Origin of the sequence: Streptomyces sp. SID5464, from assembly GCF_009862985.1 — a bacterium.
GTDB classification, from domain to species: Bacteria; Actinomycetota; Actinomycetes; order Streptomycetales; family Streptomycetaceae; genus Streptomyces; species Streptomyces chartreusis_D.
Genome location: NZ_WWIQ01000022.1, coordinates 582,706 through 600,048, shown reverse-complemented (window position 1 = coordinate 600,048; position 17,343 = coordinate 582,706). Strand labels below are relative to the sequence as shown.

Genomic DNA, 17,343 nt, shown 5'->3' with positions numbered 1-17,343 from the left:
GGATGAAGGGGATGAAGGGGCAGAAGGTCTCTGTCGACCGCGAGCTTTGCTACGGCTCCGCCGAGTGCGTCCACAGGGCCCCGGCGGTCTTCGAGTTCGTCGACGGATTCGGTGTCGTCCGCCCGGGCCGGGAAGAGGCGGGCGACGCCCCGGAGATCCTGGAGGCGGCCGAGAAGTGCCCCAGCCAGGCCATCAGCATCACCATCGCTGACGCGCCCTCGTCACCGGACCGTCCGTAGCGAGTTCCGGTGCCGGTACCGAGCCTGCTCGCGGTCTTCGCCCATCCCGACGACGAGTCACTGATGGCGGGTGGCACCCTCGCCCGGCATTCGGCGGCGGGCGCCCGCACGGCGGTCGTCACGGCCACCTGGGCGGCGGACACCCCGCGCGCCGCGGAACTGGCCGACGCGCTCCACATCCTCGGCGCCGGCCGGCCACGCATGCTGGGCTACGCCGACTCCCGCGTCCCGCGGTCGGCCCCGGGCAGCCAGCGCCTGTGCGACGCCCCACTCGACGAGGCGGTGGGCGCCCTGGTCGCACGGATCCGGGACTTCCGCCCGGACATCGTCGTCACCCACGACGCCTACGGCGGCCTGACCGGCCACGAGGACCACGTCCACACCCACCGCGTGACCCTGCTGGCGGCCCACGCCGCCGGACTCGAACGCCTCTACCCGGACGCCGGTGAGCCCTGGCAGCCGAGCGCCCTGTACCTGGCGACGCACCCGCACTCCGCCGTCCGGGCGTGGGGCGGCCACCTGGCCCCCGCCGGCAAGACGATGCGCACGGTCCCGGACGACCGGGTCACGGCGACCATCGACGTCTCTCCCTGGCTGGACCGGAAAATCGCCGCCGTGCTGGCGCACCGCACGGAGGTGGAACGGGGAGCCGCCCCCGGTCTCATCGCCGCGCTGCCGGGACCGGAGCGGGAGCGGTTGCTCGGTACCGAGTGGTACATCCGCCATGACCTTCTCGCGAGGGCCCCGGCAGGGACGGAGCTCAAGCCGTAGGTCGCTGACCGGCTCGGGTCAGTGCCCCGCCGGAAAGGGCCACCGAAGACCGGCCAACGCCCGGGCCCTGGCCTCCACGACCGCCATCCGGGCAGCGCGCTCGGCCTGGTCCACATGGGCCGTCTGTCCGGTCACCTGCCCCTCCCACTTCCGGTACAGCAGCCCCACCTCACCCGAGAACCACCCGCGGCTCACGGCGTTCAGTGCGAGCAGCAGCCCCGTGTCCTCCGACGCCGGCAGCGCCATCCAGCCGCCCAGGGCGAGCAGCAACTCCCACCGTACGAACAGCGACGCCGGGTGGACCGGTGCGATGAAGCCGTTGGCCTTCCACTGGTCGAGCACGTCCCCGCGCTCGATCGGCCCCGGGTCGGGGTCGCCCCGGAAACCGACCGTCGACCCGTCGCGCATGAGGTCCAGCACGCGCGACGTCGCCCACCCGAGGCCGCTGTCGGCCTCCAGCGCCGCCAGATCCCGCGCGAGCGTGCCCGGCGTCAGCCGGTCGTCGGCGTCCAGGACCTTCACGTACGCACCCTCGGCATGCGCCAGCGCGATGGTCCGGGCGACACCGGGCCCCCCGGCCCGCCCCTGCCGGAACGTCACCCGCTCGTCGTCGGGCACGTACGGCCGTACGTCCGCGCTCTCGCCGTCCTCCTGGATCACCCAGTGCCACCGCCAGCCCTCCGGCAGCCACTGCTCGCACAGGGACTTGTGGGCCTCCGGCAGAAACCGGGCCGACGGGCCGTGCACAGCGGTGACGACGACGATGCGCCCGCTCACGCCGGCACGCTCGCTGCCACGACGGCTCTCAAGACCGCTCCCTCGGTGTGCCCTTGACGAAGGCGCCCACCCCGCCGCGCTCCACCTCGCATGCGAAACCCCCCGCGACCTGCGCAGATTACGGATCGATCCTAGTGCTGCAGCCCACGCACGGACCACGGCCCCCGGTCGAAGAACCCGAGCGCGCTGTCCGGCCGGCACTGCGGACAGCCTTTGTCAGGGCGCCATCAACCGGCAGCCAGTGAAGAGACCAGCACCGCCCCGAACCCGAGGACGGCCAGCTGCACGATGCCAGGAATGCGCCATCCCAGGGCGAGGAGGCCACCGCCTGTCAGTACTGCGCCGCCCCCGAGAAGCCACGATGCCTGTGACGCCGCCCGCGACGCGCTCGACGGAGCGACGCCATCGCTTTCGTAGCTGTCGGCCCAGCCCGCCATCCCAACGCTGTACACCGACCAAGCGATGAGCATGAAGTCGATGACGAGCAGCGCCACGCTGACGCCGATCTGCTGACCAGTCGACGGCTCATTCGCCCGTCTCATGCCCACTGCCATCCTGTCTGCAGGCGACGATCCACCAAGTACATGCGGTCAGCATGGTGGCTGCAGCGGGCACTGGACATGAGCACGGGTACTCAGATGCCGATCGAGCGGGAAACCAGGGGGGAACACCCGCCAGTCACGGTAGCCGGACATGAAAACGACCCCCGACCGAACACCCGGGCCCGAAGCAGGTCAAAGGTTGTCGGCCGAGATGTCCGAGCGCATGGCACCTCTGGTCTCCAGACGCAGTTCCAGGTACCTGCGTGTCAGTTCCTCGAGTTCATCGCTGTCAAGACGCGCCCCCGCGCTCACGGCATCGCGCATCATTCGCACTGCCCGGCTGCATTCCTCAGCCGGGCGAACGACGGAGGGCGGCGCGAGAAGCTCCAACTCATGGCGTGACGCGTAGCAGTGGGTGTAGGCCGACCGTGTCAGCCGGTACCGCTCGCCCGCATCGAGGCCGGGCGTGGCAGCAATGTTCCGCAGATCGCTGCCGGCTTGGGCATGAGCCGCGAGAAACCTTGAGTAGAGCTCCCGCCGTGTCCTATCCCACTCAGACACCGATTCTCGCCGCGCTCTTCGGTGCTCCACGAGAAGTGCCGATCCCAGAGCAATCACGCCACCAGCAAGTGTTGCAAGTAGTGATATCCAGGCCACTTCGGAACGGTACAAGCGTCGGACGCGGGGGCCCAGTGGGCGTGCCCCAGCCGTGCCCGACAAAGCGGTAGGCGACGGGGAACACCGGGCAGTCACAGAGTCCCGGCATGAGAACGGCCCCCGACCAATCATCCAGGTCAGGGGCCGTTCTCACTGCTCACCACGCGGAGGCGGTGGGATTTGAACCCACGGTGACATCGCTGCCACGACGGTTTTCAAGACCGTTCCCTTCGGCCGCTCGGGCACGCCTCCCCGCGCCGGCCGTGATCGGCGGCGCGGGGACAAGGGTAACGGGTCGGTGCGCGCGGGTGGGGCTCAGTTGTCGCCGATGCGCGAGCCCAGGGTCACGTCGACCGTGTGCTGCTTGCCGCCGCGCTCGTAGGTGATCGTGACCTTGTCGCCGGGCTTGTGGGTCCAGATCTCGCCGATCAGGGTCGGCCCGGAGTCGATCACCCGGTCGTCGAGCTTGGTGATGACGTCGCCCGGCTTGAGTCCCGCCTTCGCGGCCGGACCGCCCGGCTCGACCGGTGCGGCGGCGCCGCCCGCGCCCTCCTTGGAGATCTGTGCGCCGCCCGAGGTGTCGTCCAGGGAGACGGACGCGCCGATCTTCGCGTACACCGGCTTGCCGGTCTTGATCAGCTCCTGGGCGACGTACTCGGCCTGGTTGATCGGGATGGCGAAGCCCAAGCCGATCGAGCCGGACTGGCCGGTGCCGAAGCCGCCGTTGCCGGTGGACTGGATCGCGGAGTTGATGCCGATGACGTTGCCCTGCGCGTCCAGCAGCGGGCCGCCCGAGTTGCCCGGGTTGATCGAGGCGTCGGTCTGGAGGGCGCTCATGTACGACGCCTGGCTGCCACTGCCGTCGCTGGAGGCCACCGGGCGGTTCTTGGCGCTGATGATGCCCGTCGTCACCGTGTCGGACAGGCCGAAGGGGGCGCCGATCGCGATGGTCGCGTCGCCGACCGCCACCTTGTCCGAGTCGCCGAGGGTGAGCGGCTTCAGGTCCGACGGGGCGTCCTTGAGCTTGATGACCGCCACGTCGTAGCCCTGCGCGTGCCCGACCACCTCGGCGTCGTACTTCTTGCCGCTCGGGAACGTCGCGGTGAGCTTGCCGCCGTCCACCGCGCCGGCCACGACGTGGTTGTTGGTGACGATGTGGCCCTGCTTGTCGAAAACGAAGCCCGTGCCGGTGCCGCCCTCGCCGTTGGTGCTCTCGGCCTCGATCGTGACCGTGCTCGGCAGCGCCTTGGCGGCCACGCCCGCGACCGTGCCCGGGTCGCGCTTGACGTCGCCGCCGCTGGTGGCGGCGGACACCGTCGTCGAGCCGCTGTTGTCGTCGTTGTTCTTCGCCAGCGTGTAGCCGAGACCGCCGCCCAGGCCGCCCGCGACCAGCGCGGCCACCAGGAGCGCGGCGACCAGACCGCCACGGCCACGGCCGGACTTCGGCTCCGGCTGCTGGTAGGACGATAAGAGACAGGAGGAGGAGACGCCGTGATGTGCGGCGTCACCAGGAGCGCCCTGACCGTGGGCGGGCTGGCCCTGGGAGTCCTGTCCGTACGGTCCCGGCCCCTGAGATGCCTGCCCCTCGGGCGCCGGAGCAGCGGGAGCGTCGACCGGCACGGGGGTGCGGACGGGGCGGGGGGTACCGCGGTGCCCTCGTTCTCGGTGCTCACAGCTTCTCTCCTCGATCCACGGCTGTTTCCTGGGTCGCACTCGGTCACGCTTTTCACGCTGGCGACGGTCCGGCGCGATACAGCTGTGCTTGTCCCTTTGTATGCCGTCAGCTTTTCCCACTGGCCGTCAGAGCACCATAAGCGGTGGCTGTGGGTCCGGGGCCATTCTTTATATAGGTCATTACTAACGAAAGGGGCGCAATTCCAGTGCCTCCGTCCGGACCTGTGAATCCGCCGGGTCCGTCCGACCGGACGCGTACCCGCGCGCGGTGGCACCATGACGCGGTGACCCACGCACGACAGCATGTGATTCAAGTCGTCGCCCACCGCGGGGCCTCCGAGGACGCCCCGGAACACACCCTGGCCGCGTACACCAAGGCGATCGAGGACGGCGCGGACGCCCTCGAATGCGATGTGCGCCTCACCGCCGACGGCCACCTGGTGTGCGTACACGACCGCCGGATCAACCGTACGTCCAACGGCCGCGGCGCGGTCTCCGCCCTGGAGCTCGCCGACCTCGCCGCCCTGGACTTCGGTTCCTGGAAGAGGGGCGAGGCCTGGAAGGGACGCGACGAGGAACCCGACTGGGAGCACCCCCCGGAGGACCGCGAGGCGACGTCCGTGCTCACCCTGGAGCGGCTGCTCGAACTCGTCGCCGACGCCGGACGCCGGGTGGAACTGGCCATCGAGACCAAGCACCCCACGCGCTGGGCGGGGCAGGTCGAGGAGCGGCTGCTGGTCCTGCTGAAGCGGTTCGGTCTCGACGCCCCGGCCACCGCCGAGGAGTCCCCGGTGCGGGTCATGAGCTTCTCGGCCCGGTCGCTGCACCGCGTGCGTGCCGCGGCGCCGACGCTGCCGACGGTCTACCTGATGCAGTTCGTCTCACCCCGGCTGCGCGACGGGCGGCTGCCCCTGGGCGTGCCGATCGCGGGGCCCTCCCTGCGGATCGTGCGCAACCACCCCGTCTACGTGGAGCGGCTGAAGCGGGCCGGCCACCAGGTGCACGTGTGGACCGTGAACGAGCCCGAGGACGTGGATCTCTGCGTCGGCCTGGGCGTCGACGCCATCATCACCAACCGCCCGCGCGCGGTGCTCGACCAGCTCGGCCGCTGAGGTCGAGTCCCACCAGTCCCACGCACCCCTCTTGACCTCACCCTTGGCAGACGGGATCCTCGCGTCTCGGCCACACCGATGAAATCCAGCCACACGATTACAGGGAGTGCTCCGGCGCGTTCGACCCGTATTCGATCGTGGTGAATGCGTCACCGGACGTGGATTGGCCGGTTTCCGGTACAGGCCAATGGGGCATCCACACCGTGGCGTGGGGCGAAGGAGGTCTCGGGGGTGGCGTTGGTGGTGGCACAGGAGGTGCCCACGTCGTCGAGCATGGCCGTACCCCATGGCCCTGCGGGCGTGGGGGAAGCGAGACACCGTATGCGCGTGCAGTTGCGCAGAGGTGGCGTAGCGGAATCGGTCATCGACGACGCCGTACTGATCCTTTCCGAACTTTTGAGCAACGCGTGCAAACACGGCAGACCCCTGGGCGACGCGCTCTCCGGCGACGGTGACGTCCGTGCCGCGTGGCGCGTGGACCCCTCCGGCCGGCTCATCGTCGAGGTCACGGACGGCGGCGGCCCGACCCGCCCCGCCCCGGCGACCCCGTCGGTCACGGCGCACGGCGGCCGCGGGCTGAACATCATCACCGCGCTGGCCGACGACTGGGGTGTCCGGGACGACATCCGCGGCGAGGTCACCGTATGGGTCGTCGTCCACGCCGACGTGTACGACCCGGACGCCGGACACCGCCGCGACGACTTCGCGACACGCGTCACGGCCCCGGCGGTGTCCCAGATACCCGGACTGGACTTCGCGGACGCCTTCGACGACATGGACTGACCCGGGCCTCGGCCCGCCCCGTCGTCCACAGGACCCGCGTTGTCCACAGGACCCGCGTGTCCACCAGCCCCGCGTTGTCCACCGGACGCGTTGTCCACAGCATCCCGTCCCCGGAGGCCTGAACGGCTAGGCTCGCGACCGTACGAGACGAGCCGTAACCGGGAGACCCATCGATGGCCAAGAAGCGACCCCAGACGAAGGCCAAGCGCCCGCAGATCACGGACGGAGAGATCCCGGTCGTCGGCGCTCGTGAGCCCTGCCCCTGCGGCAGCGGCCGCCGCTACAAGGCCTGTCACGGCCGGGCCGCGGCCCACGCCGCGACCGAGCTGGTGCACCGCCCCTTCGAGGGTCTGCCGGGCGAGTGCGACTGGGTGGCCCTGCGCGAGCTGGTCCCGGCGGCCACGGCCGGGCTGACGCTCAAGGGCGGCCTCCCCGAGGGCGTCCCGGCGGTCACGCTGGCCACGGTCCTGCCGATGGCCTGGCCCGCCCTGCGCCGCGACGACGGCTCGGTCCTGCTCGGCCTTCAGAACGACACCTCGTCGGGCGACATCAGCCGCGACCTCGCCGACATCCTCCAGCGCGCCCTGGAAGCCGAGCCCGGCACCCCCGTGCAGGGCCGCCGCGCCCCGGCCGACGGACCGCGGCTCCAGGATCTGCTCGACCCGGAGGGCGCCTTCGAGCCAGAAGTGCACAGCGGCTTCGAGTTCTGGGTGCCGGACCCGGAGAACGCCACTGCGGAGGTGGCCGCCTCCCTGGAGCGGGCCAACGCCGCGGCCATCCCGACCGTGAAGCTCCAGGGCGTGGACGCCGCGTACTGGTGCGAGACGCCCGAGAAGAACCATTTGCGGTGGGTCATGCCGCACGCCGAGGAGCAGCTTCTGGACGCTCTCGCCCGGCTGCACGCCGCGGGCCGGTCGAGCCTGGGCGAGGGCACCCGCCTGGTGGGCTCCTTCCGCGCTCACGGGCTCACCGTGCCGGTCTGGGACCTGCCGAGCGGGGTCAAGGCCGAGGACGTGGAGAAGCCGGCGGCGGAGTTCGCCGAGCGCCTCGCCACCGCCCTGGCGACGGACGCGCCGCTCACGCCGGACGAGCGCCGTGCGCGTGGCGGCCTCACCAACCGGCAGGTCACGCTCAGCTGACGGCTCGTCACAGGGCCCGGTCCGGCCGCTCGGACGGCCGACCGGACCCGCGCACTCCGGACCGGTGACGCCGTGCACAACTCCCTGCCGGGGCAAGCCGATCGGTGACTGGAAAGGGAGAGATCGAATTTGCGAACAGCCGATCTCTTGTTACCGTTCCTGTAGCCCGGTTGCTGGTGCATCCCCCGTCGCCAGCAACCGGGTCTTTCCATGCGCGCGGCCGTTCACCGAACACCGCCGCTCCTCAACTGCCCGCTTACGAAGGCGAGTTGCTCCCCGAGCGCAGCAGCAGCGGCCCCTGTCCGGCCCGCCGGGCGAACTCCGCGACCGCCGTGTACGCCGCCAGATCCCCGCGTGCGGGCTCGCGAGGCGTCTCACACGTCCCCGGTTCGTCCTCGGCACCGACCGCGCAGGTGATCCGCACGGTCCGGGCGCCGGGCCCCATCAGGGTCAGTACGGCGTCCAGCGCCTCGCCGGTCGCATTGCGGTAGTAGGTCCGCGCCCAGGTGTCCGCGGCCTGCGTCACGACACAGGTCTGTGCCTCGACGCCCTCGGGGGAGGAGAGTTCGGGACCGCAGCGCACGGCGGCCGACAGGCCCGGGCCGACAGCGGGGAGGCCGGCCACGGCGGAGGGCACCTTGCCGTCCGCGGACGGCGCAGAGGAACGTACGCCGTCCGGTCCGGAACCGGACACAGAACCTCCGCGTACGTCGGCACCCTTCGCCGGGCCGCCGGTGTCCGACGAGCTCCCGGCACGTGCCGTGTCCCCTGCACCCGTGGAACCCGAAGGCCCCGGGGAACCGGGAGGCCCCGCGGACGCCACCGCCAGCGGCAGTGCGACCGCGCACGCCGCCACGACGCCCGTCAGGGCGAGCAGTCGGATCTTTCGGGGGTCCCCGGAACGGCCCCGGGAATGACGCGGCATGGCCCCGGAACATAACGCCCCGGGGCGGAACCCGGGCTCGGCGCGCCCGACAGTCCTAGAACTCGGGCGCGCTCACACCCGTACGAGTGAGGGCCTCGACCACGGCGTCCACCACGGCCTCCACATCGGGCACCCACGGCGAGGCCGAGCCGGGCAGCGGCGCCCGCTCCCAGCGGATCTCGCCCTGGCCCGTCTCGGACGGCGGCAGCGCCAGATAGCCGCCCTCGCTGTGGAAGCGGAGGGAGCCGGGGACGAAGTCCTTGGCGTAGAGCAGTTCGCCGAGCTGCTCCATGGAGTACGGCTTCACGAGGATCGCCCACCGGCTGGGGGAGGCGACGACCGGGCCGAGCCGCATGCCCGTGCGGTCGAGCGCTTCGAGGGCACGGGCGGCCGGCAGGGCCGGCAGGGAGACCGCGCAGGGGGCCTTGCCGCCGGTGGCCAGGACGATCGGTGCCGTCGGCCGGTTGCTCCACCACCAGCGGACCATGCGCCCGTCGGTGGTGGCCGCGAGGAGGCCGGGGTCGAAGGGGTGCGCGCCGGGCACCGTGCACTCGGGGTCAGGGCAACCGCAGCGGCTGCGCCCCTCGGGGTCCGCCGCCACGCCCGGGAGTACGGGCCACTGCCATTCCGTCGCGTAGGTCAGGGCCGCGCCGATCAGCTCAGGCCTCCCGTCGCTGCGCTGGGACAGGAGCCTGCGTCGCCTTCCGAGGATCTCGCGCATGAGCGCTCGTTCCTTTCCGTTGCACGCCGGCAACACCGTGGTCCACATCACATCATGTGTCGATCACTTCACTGTGCGTACCTGTTGGCGCATCACACCCTGCCGTGGGCGAGGGGAACCCCTATGGGTCGAGCATTGGCTGCCTCCGCGGCCGTCCCGCCCATACTGCGTCTATCAAAAGCACGGGCGTGGCGTAGGGGTGGCGAAGTATGGCGTTTGCCGTCGCGCGTATTTCTCTCCGCCTCCGCCACGGGAGGATGGGGCACGGTCGTCGGTGGCTAAGACGCCCGGGTCCGTCACCAGGTTCCGGGTAGTTCTCAACCACCCCTGGCCTTCACCGAGTACGTACCCATCGCGACCGTTGTGACGCTCCGTGGAGCAAGCCCAGTCGACCGCAATAAGCCGTCCCTTGCGGCAGTTTTAAGCCAACTTTGCATTTCGGCAAGGGGAAGGAGAGATGTCCCTCCGACCTCACAGACACCAGGAATCCCAGCAGGACAATGCTGGACATCTCCTCACGAGTGCGTGTACATGTGGAGACACTGCTAGCGGCGCAGAATGACATGGGGGTTTGCGATGCTTTTGAGCAGTACGCGCTGGTCGGAAAGCCGGACGCCATGAACGCCCCGCACCCTCCGAAAGTGGCTGGAATCGATTCAACGGTTCCGGCGCCCGCACACACTGTCGCGCCCGTCGCGGCGGGTACCTCCCCGGCTGCCCCGTCAAACCCTCCGGCCCCACCGGGCGCGGTACTCCAGGACCGTCTCGCCGGCTGGGTCTCCGACCTCACCACCCTCCACGAGCTGACCGAGCGCCTGACCCGCACGTCCGCGCTCGACGAGGCGCTCCAGGAACTCCTGCGGGCCGGCGCCGCCCTGGTGGGTGCCCGCCGCGGCCTCGTCGTCCTGGAACCCGGCGACGGACTCGGCCCGGACACCACCATCGGCCTGGGCCTGGCCCGCGCCGACCTCGGCCACATCGAGACCGTGCCCCGCAGCGCCCTGTCCTACGGCCGGATCCTCGACGGACTGCCGGGCGGCGAGGACGGCATCGCCGAGCCCGACCTGTTCGCCGAGGAGGGGCTCGACCCCCGCCACCGCGAGGTCGCGGCCCGCCTCGGCTACGCCGCCAGCTACGCCCTCCCCCTGACCCCCGAGTCCACCGGGTCCCCCGACTCCGCCGGCCCCCTCGGTGCCGTCGTGTGGCTCTACGACGAACCCGCCGAACCGAACGAACGGCAGGGCCACCTCGTCGGCCTGTACGCCCGGTACGCCGCCGAACACCTCGCCCGGCTGCTCGAACTGGAACGCACGCGCGCGTCCATGGCGACCATCTCGGACGAGTTGCTGCCCGCCCGGCTGCCGCGGGTGGCCGGTGTCCATCTCGCCGCGCGGCACCGCACCGGCCCGCGGGGCGGCGGCGACTGGTACGACGCGCTGCCACTGCCCGACGCCGCCCTCGGCCTCGCCGTCGGATCCGTCACGGGGGCGGGGCCCAGCGCGGTCGCCGCGATGGGGCGGCTGCGGGCGTCGCTGCGCGCGTACGCCGTGATGGAGGGGGAGGATCCGGTCGCCGTCCTGTCCGACCTGGAGCTGCTGCTGCGGCTGACCGAGCCGGCCCGCTCGGCCACCGCCCTGTTCGGCTACTGCGAACCGGCCGCGCGCAAGATCACGCTGGCAGGTGCCGGGCACAGCCCGCCGCTGCTGATCGGACAGCACCGCACCGAGTTCGTGGAGACGTCGGTCTCCGCCCCGCTGGGCATGCTCGCCTGTTGGGAGGCGCCCAGCGTGGAGATCCTCGCCGAGCCGGGAGAGACGGTTCTGCTCTACACCGACGGGCTGCTGCACCGCACCGGCGAGACCACCGACCGCGCCTTCGCCCGGCTGCACGCGGCGGCGGCCGGAGCACCTCGGGCACTGCGCCGCGACCCCGGCGCCATCGCCGACCACGTCCTGCGGAGCGTGCTGCCCGACGGGCTGGACGCGGCGGACGGGGCGGAGGACGTCGTGCTGCTGGCGGTGCGGTTCGAGTAACGCTCCTCGTCATCGCCCTGAGGCCGCTTCCGCGCCACCGTAGAGTGGAGGACGGTCCAGTGCCGTATCGAGGAGGATGACCGTGGCGGAGGAGCTCACCCCGGCAGTGCCTGATGCTGCTGACGCAGCGGGCCCGGACGAGAGCGAAGAGCCGATCAAGCAGCGGAAGAACGGACTGTACCCCGGCGTGTCCGACGAGCTTGCCGAGAACATGAAGAGCGGCTGGGCCGACACCGAGCTGCGTGACCTCCAGCCCATCCCCCAGGCCGCCGAGACCGCCGCCCGCCGGGCCGCGCTGTCCGCGCGCTTCCCGGGCGAGCGGCTGGTGATCCCCGCGGGCAACCTGAAGACCCGCTCGAACGACACCGAGTACGCCTTCCGCTCCTCCGTCGAGTACGCCTACCTGACCGGCAACCAGACCGAGGACGGCGTCCTGGTCCTGGAGCCCAAGGGCGAGGGCCACGAGGCGACGATCTACCTGCTGCCGCGTTCGAACCGGGAGAACGGCGAGTTCTGGCTGGACGGCCAGGGCGAGCTGTGGGTCGGCCGCCGGCACTCCCTCACCGAGGCGGAGAAGCTGTACGGCATCCCCGCCTCCGACGTGCGCGAGCTGGCCGGGGCACTGCGCGAGGCCACGGGTCCGGTGCGGGTCGTGCGCGGGTACGACGCCGGCATCGAGGCCGCGCTGACCGACAAGGTCACCGCCGAGCGCGACGAGGAGCTGCGGGTCTTCCTCTCCGAGGCACGGCTGGTCAAGGACGAGTTCGAGATCGGCGAGCTCCAGAAGGCGGTCGACTCGACCGTGCGCGGCTTCGAGGACGTGGTGAAGGTCCTCGACCAGGCCGAGGCGACCTCCGAGCGGTACATCGAGGGCACGTTCTTCCTCCGTGCGCGGGTGGAGGGCAACGACGTCGGCTACGGCACGATCGCCGCGGCCGGGCCGCACGCCTGCACGCTGCACTGGGTGCGCAACGACGGGCCCGTGCGGTCGGGCGATCTGCTGCTGCTCGACGCGGGTGTGGAGACGCACACGTACTACACCGCCGACGTGACGCGCACGCTGCCGATCAACGGGCGGTTCAGCGAGATCCAGCGGAAGATCTACGACGCCGTGTACGAGGCCCAGGAGGCCGGGATCGCGGCGGTGCGGCCCGGCGCGAAGTACCGGGACTTCCACGACGCCGCGCAGCGGGTGCTGGCCGAGAGGCTGGTCGAGTGGGGGCTGGTCGAGGGGCCGGTGGAGCGCGTGCTGGAGCTGGGGCTTCAGCGGCGGTGGACGCTGCACGGCACCGGGCACATGCTCGGGATGGACGTGCACGACTGCGCTGCCGCGCGGACCGAGACGTATGTCGACGGGGTGCTGGAGCCGGGGATGTGCCTGACCGTCGAGCCGGGGCTGTACTTCCAGGCCGATGATCTGACGGTGCCGGAGGAGTACCGGGGTATCGGTGTGCGGATCGAGGACGACATCCTCGTGACGGAGGACGGCAACCGGAATCTGAGTGCGGCGTTGCCTCGTCGGGCGGACGAGGTCGAGGCGTGGATGGCGTCCGTCAAGGGCTGAGTTTGGGGTGCGGGTGTGTGGGGTCTGGTCGCGCTCCGCGGCGGAGTCGCACATCCACGCTGTCCCGCGCCCCCAGGGCGTCCAGGAACAGCGCTCCCGCAAGCAGAGGGGCGCTGCCTCGAGGGCTCCAGGCACGGCTGACGAGGTCGGTGTCCAGCGCTCGCAGAGCCAGGGCACCCGGTCCCGTCGCCGTGCCGCCCGCCTCCAGCACACCGCGCGCCGCCGCCTGGACGTGCCGTAGGCCCATGGGGCCCGCCCTGTACAGCAACTCCGTGTCCTGGAGCGTCGACATCACCGTGAGCAGGGCGTCCAGACGGGCCTGGGGCTCTGCGGCGCCCTGGGTCCGGGCAGTGGTGAGCGTGTTCAGGGCGCGGCGGACGTGGGGGAATCCGGCCCTGGCCTCGCCGCGGGCACCGGCCGCGCCGTAGCGGGCCGACACCGTGGAGCCGCGGGACGGGCGGCGCGGGGCGTGGCGGTCGGGGTGGGCGGCGATGTGTCTGGCGAGGGTCGTCGTCTCGGCCGGGGCCGTGCCCGGTTGCAGCGCCGCCGCCGCGACCAGCAGGCCGAGCGTCCACAGGGCGCCCCGGTGGCCGCCGCCCGCGAGGCCCACCGTGTGTTCGGTGGAGCGGCCGATCGCGCCCAGTTCCGCACGGAGCCGGGCGCTGGGTTCACCCGTGCGGCGGGCCGCGGCGGCCATCGCCGTGAGGCCGGGGAGCAGTGCCCTGGCCGACCAGCGCAGGGCGCGGTGGTCCCGGCGGGTGGCCCGGGCCGTCAGGTCGCGCGGGTCGGGCAGGCCCGGCTTGGGGGCCAGGGCCAGCTGGCCGATCAGCGCGTCGACGGCGGCGTGTGCGAGTGCCTCGTCCTCCGGGCCGTTCATCCTCCGCCGCCGCTGCCCGCGCCCGTGTTCTCCGCGTCCGGGTCGATGCCCAGGGTGAGGGAGCCCTTGTAGCCCTTGGACGGGTCCTTCTCGTGCACCGGTTCGAGCGTGAGGAGGCCGTCGGCCGCGCCGGGGACCGGGGTGCAGCCGTCGGTGGCGTCGACGACGGTGAGGCGCAGGGTGAGCGGGACGCCGCTCTTGCCCTCGGTGATGGCCTTGCGGACGAGCTGGTAGCCGGTCGCGGCCAGGCCGCCCGCGGCGACCGTGCCGCCCGCGACCACGAGGGCGCGACGGCGGGTGAGCGAGGTGTTCCAGTGGTTTCCCGTCATGAACGGCGAACTTAGGTACACCACCCGTCAGATGCGTGAGGCCGGCCTGAGAGCCGGCTGTGTATCAACCGGCGCCATCCGGACAGCGGCCAAAAACCCGCAGGTCAACGGTAATTGTCCTGTGAGATCATGGCCGACCTTGCCGGGTCGACTCGGGGAACAGGCGCGATCATCATGAAGAACGTCCAGACGGCGCTGACCATGCAGGACGCCATCCTCACCCTTCAGAAGTACTGGAGCGACAACGGCTGCATGATCACGCAGCCGTTGAACACCGAGGTCGGAGCGGGTACGGCCAACCCGGCCACGGCGCTGCGGGTGCTCGGCCCGGAGCCGTGGAGCGTCGCCTACGTGGAGCCGAGCGTGCGGCCGGACGACTCGCGCTACGGCGAGAACCCGAACCGGCTCCAGACCCACACCCAGTTCCAGGTCATCCTCAAGCCCGACCCGGGCAACCCGCAGGAGCTGTACCTGGGCAGCCTGCGCGCACTGGGCGTCGACCTGAACGCGCACGACGTGCGGTTCGTCGAGGACAACTGGGCCTCGCCCGCGCTCGGCGCCTGGGGACTGGGCTGGGAGGTCTGGCTGGACGGCATGGAGATCACCCAGTTCACCTACTTCCAGCAGGTCGGCGGTGTCGCCCTGGACCCGGTGTCGGTGGAGATCACGTACGGCCTCGAACGCATCCTGATGAACCTTCAGGGCGTGTCCCACTTCAAGGACATCGTCTACGCGCCGGGCATCACGTACGGCGAGGTGTTCGGGCAGAACGAGTACGAGATGAGCCGCTACTACCTCGACGACGCCGACCTCGACACCAACCACCGGCTCTTCGAGGCGTACGCGGCCGAGGCCCGGCGCCTGCTCGACCTGGAGCTGCCGGTCCCGGCGTACACGTACGTGCTCAAGTGCAGCCACACCTTCAACGTGCTCGACGCGCGCGGCGCGATCAGCACCACCGAGCGAGCCAAGGCGTTCGCGCTGATGCGCGGCCTGACGCACGAGTCGGCCAAGCTGTGGGAGCGGCGGCGGGCCGCGCTGGAGCATCCGCTCGGAGTGGCGGCCGCACCGGCCCCGGCCGAGCGGGCCGCGCTGCCCAAGGTGCCCGGCGTCGAGACGCTGCTGTTCGAGATCGGCGTGGAGGAACTGCCGTACGCCGACGTCCCCGCCACCACCGAGGCGGTGCGCGAGTCGGTCACCGCCAAGCTGGCCGCGACCCGGCTGGGCCACGGCGCGATCACCGTGATGGCCACGCCGCGCCGGATCGTGATCACGGTCGAGGGCGTGCAGCCCCGCGAGCGGGACACCATGCGGACCGTGCGCGGCCCCAAGGTCGCCGCCGCCTTCAAGGACGGCGCCCCCACCGCGGCCCTGCTGGGCTTTGCCCGCAGCCAGGGCGCCGAACCGACGGACGTGCGGATCGTCGATGTCAAGGGTGTCGAGTACGTGGCGGTCACCCGGCACGAGGAAGGCCGTCCGGCCGTCGAGGTGCTCAGCGATCTGCTGGCCGAGGTCGTGTCGGGGCTGCGCGCCGGGCGCAACATGCGGTGGAGCGACCCGGGTCTGTCGTTCTCACGGCCCGTGCGCTGGCTGCTCGCGCTGCTGGGCCGTACTCCCCTGCCCGTGGTGGTCTCCTCGCTCGCCGCGAGCGACACGACACGGGTGCAGCGCCAGGCCCCTTACCCGGAGGTCCGCGTCACCTCGGCCGAGGGCTACCCCCACTTCCTGCACATGCACGGCATCCTGCTCGACCGGGACGCCCGGCGCGGCGCGGTGGTCCGGGGTGCCGTGGAGGCGGCGGCCGAGGTGGGTGGGCGGATCGACGTGGCGGGTCAGGCCGATCTGATCGACGAGATCACCGACATCCTGGAGTTCCCCTACGCCGTGCGGGGGTCCTTCGACGAGCGCTACCTCGAACTGCCCGCGAGCGTCCTGACCACCGTGATGCGCAAGCACCAGCGCTATCTGCCGGTGCTGGACGGCGAGCGGCTGATGCCGCACTTCGTCACCTTCGCCAACGCCCTGTGCGACGACGACGTGGTGCGGGCGGGCAACGAGGCGGTGCTGCGGGCCCGTTACGAGGACGCCGCGTTCTTCTGGCGGGCGGACCTGAAGGTGCCGCCGGCGGAGTTCCGGCGCCGGCTGGACAAGCTGACGTTCGAGGACCGGCTCGGTACGGTCGCCGACCGCGCCGACCGCATCGCCTCCCTCGCCCTCGACCTGGCCGGGCGCGCCGGGCTCCCCGGGGAGGCGGTGGACGTCGTCCGGCGCGCCGGTGCGCTGGCCAAGTTCGACCTGGCGTCACAGATGGTGATCGAGTTCTCCGGACTGGCCGGGGTGATGGCCGAGGAGTACGCGCACCGGGCCGGCGAGTCCCCCGAGGTTGCCCGGGCCCTGGCCGAGATGGAGCTGCCGCGCTCCGCCGGCGGCGCCCTGCCGGCCGGGGACGCGGGTGCCGTGCTGTCGCTCGCCGACCGGTTCGACCTGGTGACGGGCATGTTCTTGATCGGCGCCGCGCCGACCGGGAGCTCCGATCCGTACGGGGTGCGCCGGGCCGCGATCGGGCTGCTCAACGTCTTGCGGAGTCGTCCTGCCGTGTCCGGGGTGCGGGTGAGCGAAGGACTGCGCGCGGCGGCCGTACGGTACGCCGCGCAGGGCGTCGAAGTGCCCGCCGAGCGGGTCGCCGAGGCCGCCGAGCTGATCACCCGGCGCTACGAGCAGCAGCTCACGGACGCCGGGCACGAGCATCGGCTCGTTCAGGCCGTCCTGGTGTGGGCCGACCTGCCCTCCCACGGCGACCGCACCCTGGCCACGCTGGAGCGGCACATCGGCACGGAGGAGTTCGAGGCACTCGCTGCCGCGTTCCAGCGGGTCGTGCGCATCCTTCCCGAGGGCGGCGTCGAGGCGGCGGATCTGTCCTTGCTGACCGCGCCCGCCGAGCTGCGTCTCGCCGAGAGCGCCGACGCAGTGCGCCAGGCCCTGCACGGCCGCGAGGACGACCTCGGCGCGTTGATCGAGGTCTCCGCTCCACTGGTCGACGCGATCAGCGCCTTCTTCGAAGAGGTGCTGGTGATGGACCCCGACCCGGCGGTCCGCGCGGCCCGGCTTGCGCTGCTCACGCAGGTGGCGGGGCTGGCGCGTACGACGCTGGACTGGGGTGCGCTGTAGGAGGCGGGCGCAAGAGCGCGGAGGGGTGGGGC

At 71.7% G+C, this 17,343-nt stretch carries 13 protein-coding genes, 1 tRNA gene and 2 pseudogenes; 8 read left to right on the top strand and 8 right to left on the bottom strand.

Going from position 1 to position 17,343, the window contains the following annotated elements:
* The first annotated feature begins 2 nt into the window (after positions 1 to 2).
* On the top strand, positions 3 to 239 hold the full coding sequence (locus tag GTY47_RS18290) for a ferredoxin (protein ID WP_010032932.1): 237 nt from the start codon (positions 3 to 5) through the stop codon (positions 237 to 239).
* 9 nt (positions 240 to 248) lie between these two features.
* Entirely contained in the window at positions 249 to 1,010 is a 762-nt protein-coding gene (locus GTY47_RS18285) for a PIG-L deacetylase family protein (protein WP_010032930.1), read from the top strand.
* 18 nt (positions 1,011 to 1,028) lie between these two features.
* Here GTY47_RS18285 and GTY47_RS18280 read toward each other — a convergent pair whose 3' ends face one another.
* The 4 genes and pseudogenes from GTY47_RS18280 to GTY47_RS18265 form a co-directional block, all read right to left on the bottom strand.
* On the bottom strand, positions 1,029 to 1,787 hold the full coding sequence (locus tag GTY47_RS18280; RefSeq protein ID WP_010032927.1) for a glycosyltransferase family 2 protein: 759 nt from the start codon (positions 1,785 to 1,787) through the stop codon (positions 1,029 to 1,031).
* Positions 1,788 to 2,014: 227 nt separating this feature from the next.
* Entirely contained in the window at positions 2,015 to 2,329 is a 315-nt protein-coding gene (locus GTY47_RS18275; RefSeq protein WP_231911154.1) for a hypothetical protein, read from the bottom strand.
* Between the two features lie 822 nt (positions 2,330 to 3,151).
* Positions 3,152 to 3,238, bottom strand: a tRNA-Ser gene (locus GTY47_RS18270).
* Positions 3,239 to 3,301: 63 nt separating this feature from the next.
* A pseudogene (locus GTY47_RS18265) lies at positions 3,302 to 4,659 on the bottom strand (trypsin-like peptidase domain-containing protein).
* Between the two features lie 285 nt (positions 4,660 to 4,944).
* Here GTY47_RS18265 and GTY47_RS18260 point away from each other — a divergent pair.
* The 3 genes from GTY47_RS18260 (at position 4,945) to GTY47_RS18250 (ending at position 7,694) form a co-directional block, all read left to right on the top strand.
* Positions 4,945 to 5,772: a glycerophosphodiester phosphodiesterase gene (locus tag GTY47_RS18260; RefSeq protein WP_029180694.1), complete on the top strand. Its 828-nt coding sequence runs from the start codon at positions 4,945 to 4,947 to the stop codon at positions 5,770 to 5,772.
* 144 nt (positions 5,773 to 5,916) lie between these two features.
* Complete coding sequence (locus GTY47_RS18255; protein WP_040902377.1) at positions 5,917 to 6,555, top strand: ATP-binding protein; 639 nt, start codon at positions 5,917 to 5,919, stop codon at positions 6,553 to 6,555.
* Between the two features lie 173 nt (positions 6,556 to 6,728).
* The gene (locus GTY47_RS18250; RefSeq protein ID WP_010032913.1) at positions 6,729 to 7,694 is read left to right on the top strand and encodes a DUF5926 family protein; all 966 of its coding nucleotides are present in this window, start codon (positions 6,729 to 6,731) and stop codon (positions 7,692 to 7,694) included.
* 256 nt (positions 7,695 to 7,950) lie between these two features.
* On the opposite strand, the gene GTY47_RS18245 is transcribed toward GTY47_RS18250, so the two are convergent.
* Both GTY47_RS18245 and GTY47_RS18240 read right to left on the bottom strand, forming a co-directional pair.
* Positions 7,951 to 8,619 (bottom strand): hypothetical protein, encoded by a 669-nt coding sequence (locus GTY47_RS18245; protein WP_029180693.1) that lies wholly within the window; start codon positions 8,617 to 8,619, stop codon positions 7,951 to 7,953.
* 55 nt (positions 8,620 to 8,674) lie between these two features.
* Complete coding sequence (locus GTY47_RS18240; RefSeq protein ID WP_010032907.1) at positions 8,675 to 9,340, bottom strand: bifunctional DNA primase/polymerase; 666 nt, start codon at positions 9,338 to 9,340, stop codon at positions 8,675 to 8,677.
* Positions 9,341 to 9,840: 500 nt separating this feature from the next.
* Between GTY47_RS18240 and GTY47_RS18235 the strand changes: the two genes are divergently transcribed.
* Both GTY47_RS18235 and GTY47_RS18230 read left to right on the top strand, forming a co-directional pair.
* Positions 9,841 to 11,373 (top strand): PP2C family protein-serine/threonine phosphatase, encoded by a 1,533-nt coding sequence (locus GTY47_RS18235; RefSeq protein WP_078602710.1) that lies wholly within the window; start codon positions 9,841 to 9,843, stop codon positions 11,371 to 11,373.
* Positions 11,374 to 11,449: 76 nt separating this feature from the next.
* On the top strand, positions 11,450 to 12,937 hold the full coding sequence (locus GTY47_RS18230) for an aminopeptidase P family protein (protein ID WP_040902375.1): 1,488 nt from the start codon (positions 11,450 to 11,452) through the stop codon (positions 12,935 to 12,937).
* Here the strand turns inward: GTY47_RS18230 and GTY47_RS18225 are convergent.
* On the bottom strand, positions 12,927 to 13,814 hold the full coding sequence (locus tag GTY47_RS18225; protein WP_010032900.1) for a triphosphoribosyl-dephospho-CoA synthase: 888 nt from the start codon (positions 13,812 to 13,814) through the stop codon (positions 12,927 to 12,929). The genes GTY47_RS18230 and GTY47_RS18225 overlap by 11 nt on opposite strands.
* Positions 13,814 to 14,143 (bottom strand): annotated as a pseudogene (locus GTY47_RS18220) (hypothetical protein); the annotation flags it as partial. The gene GTY47_RS18225 and the pseudogene GTY47_RS18220, both read right to left, overlap by 1 nt.
* Positions 14,144 to 14,317: 174 nt before the next feature.
* Here GTY47_RS18220 and GTY47_RS18215 point away from each other — a divergent pair.
* Positions 14,318 to 17,311 carry a glycine--tRNA ligase gene (locus GTY47_RS18215; protein ID WP_010032894.1) on the top strand — a complete coding sequence of 998 codons (2,994 nt, stop codon included), beginning with the start codon at positions 14,318 to 14,320 and terminating at the stop codon, positions 17,309 to 17,311.
* The last annotated feature ends 32 nt before the right edge of the window (positions 17,312 to 17,343 follow it).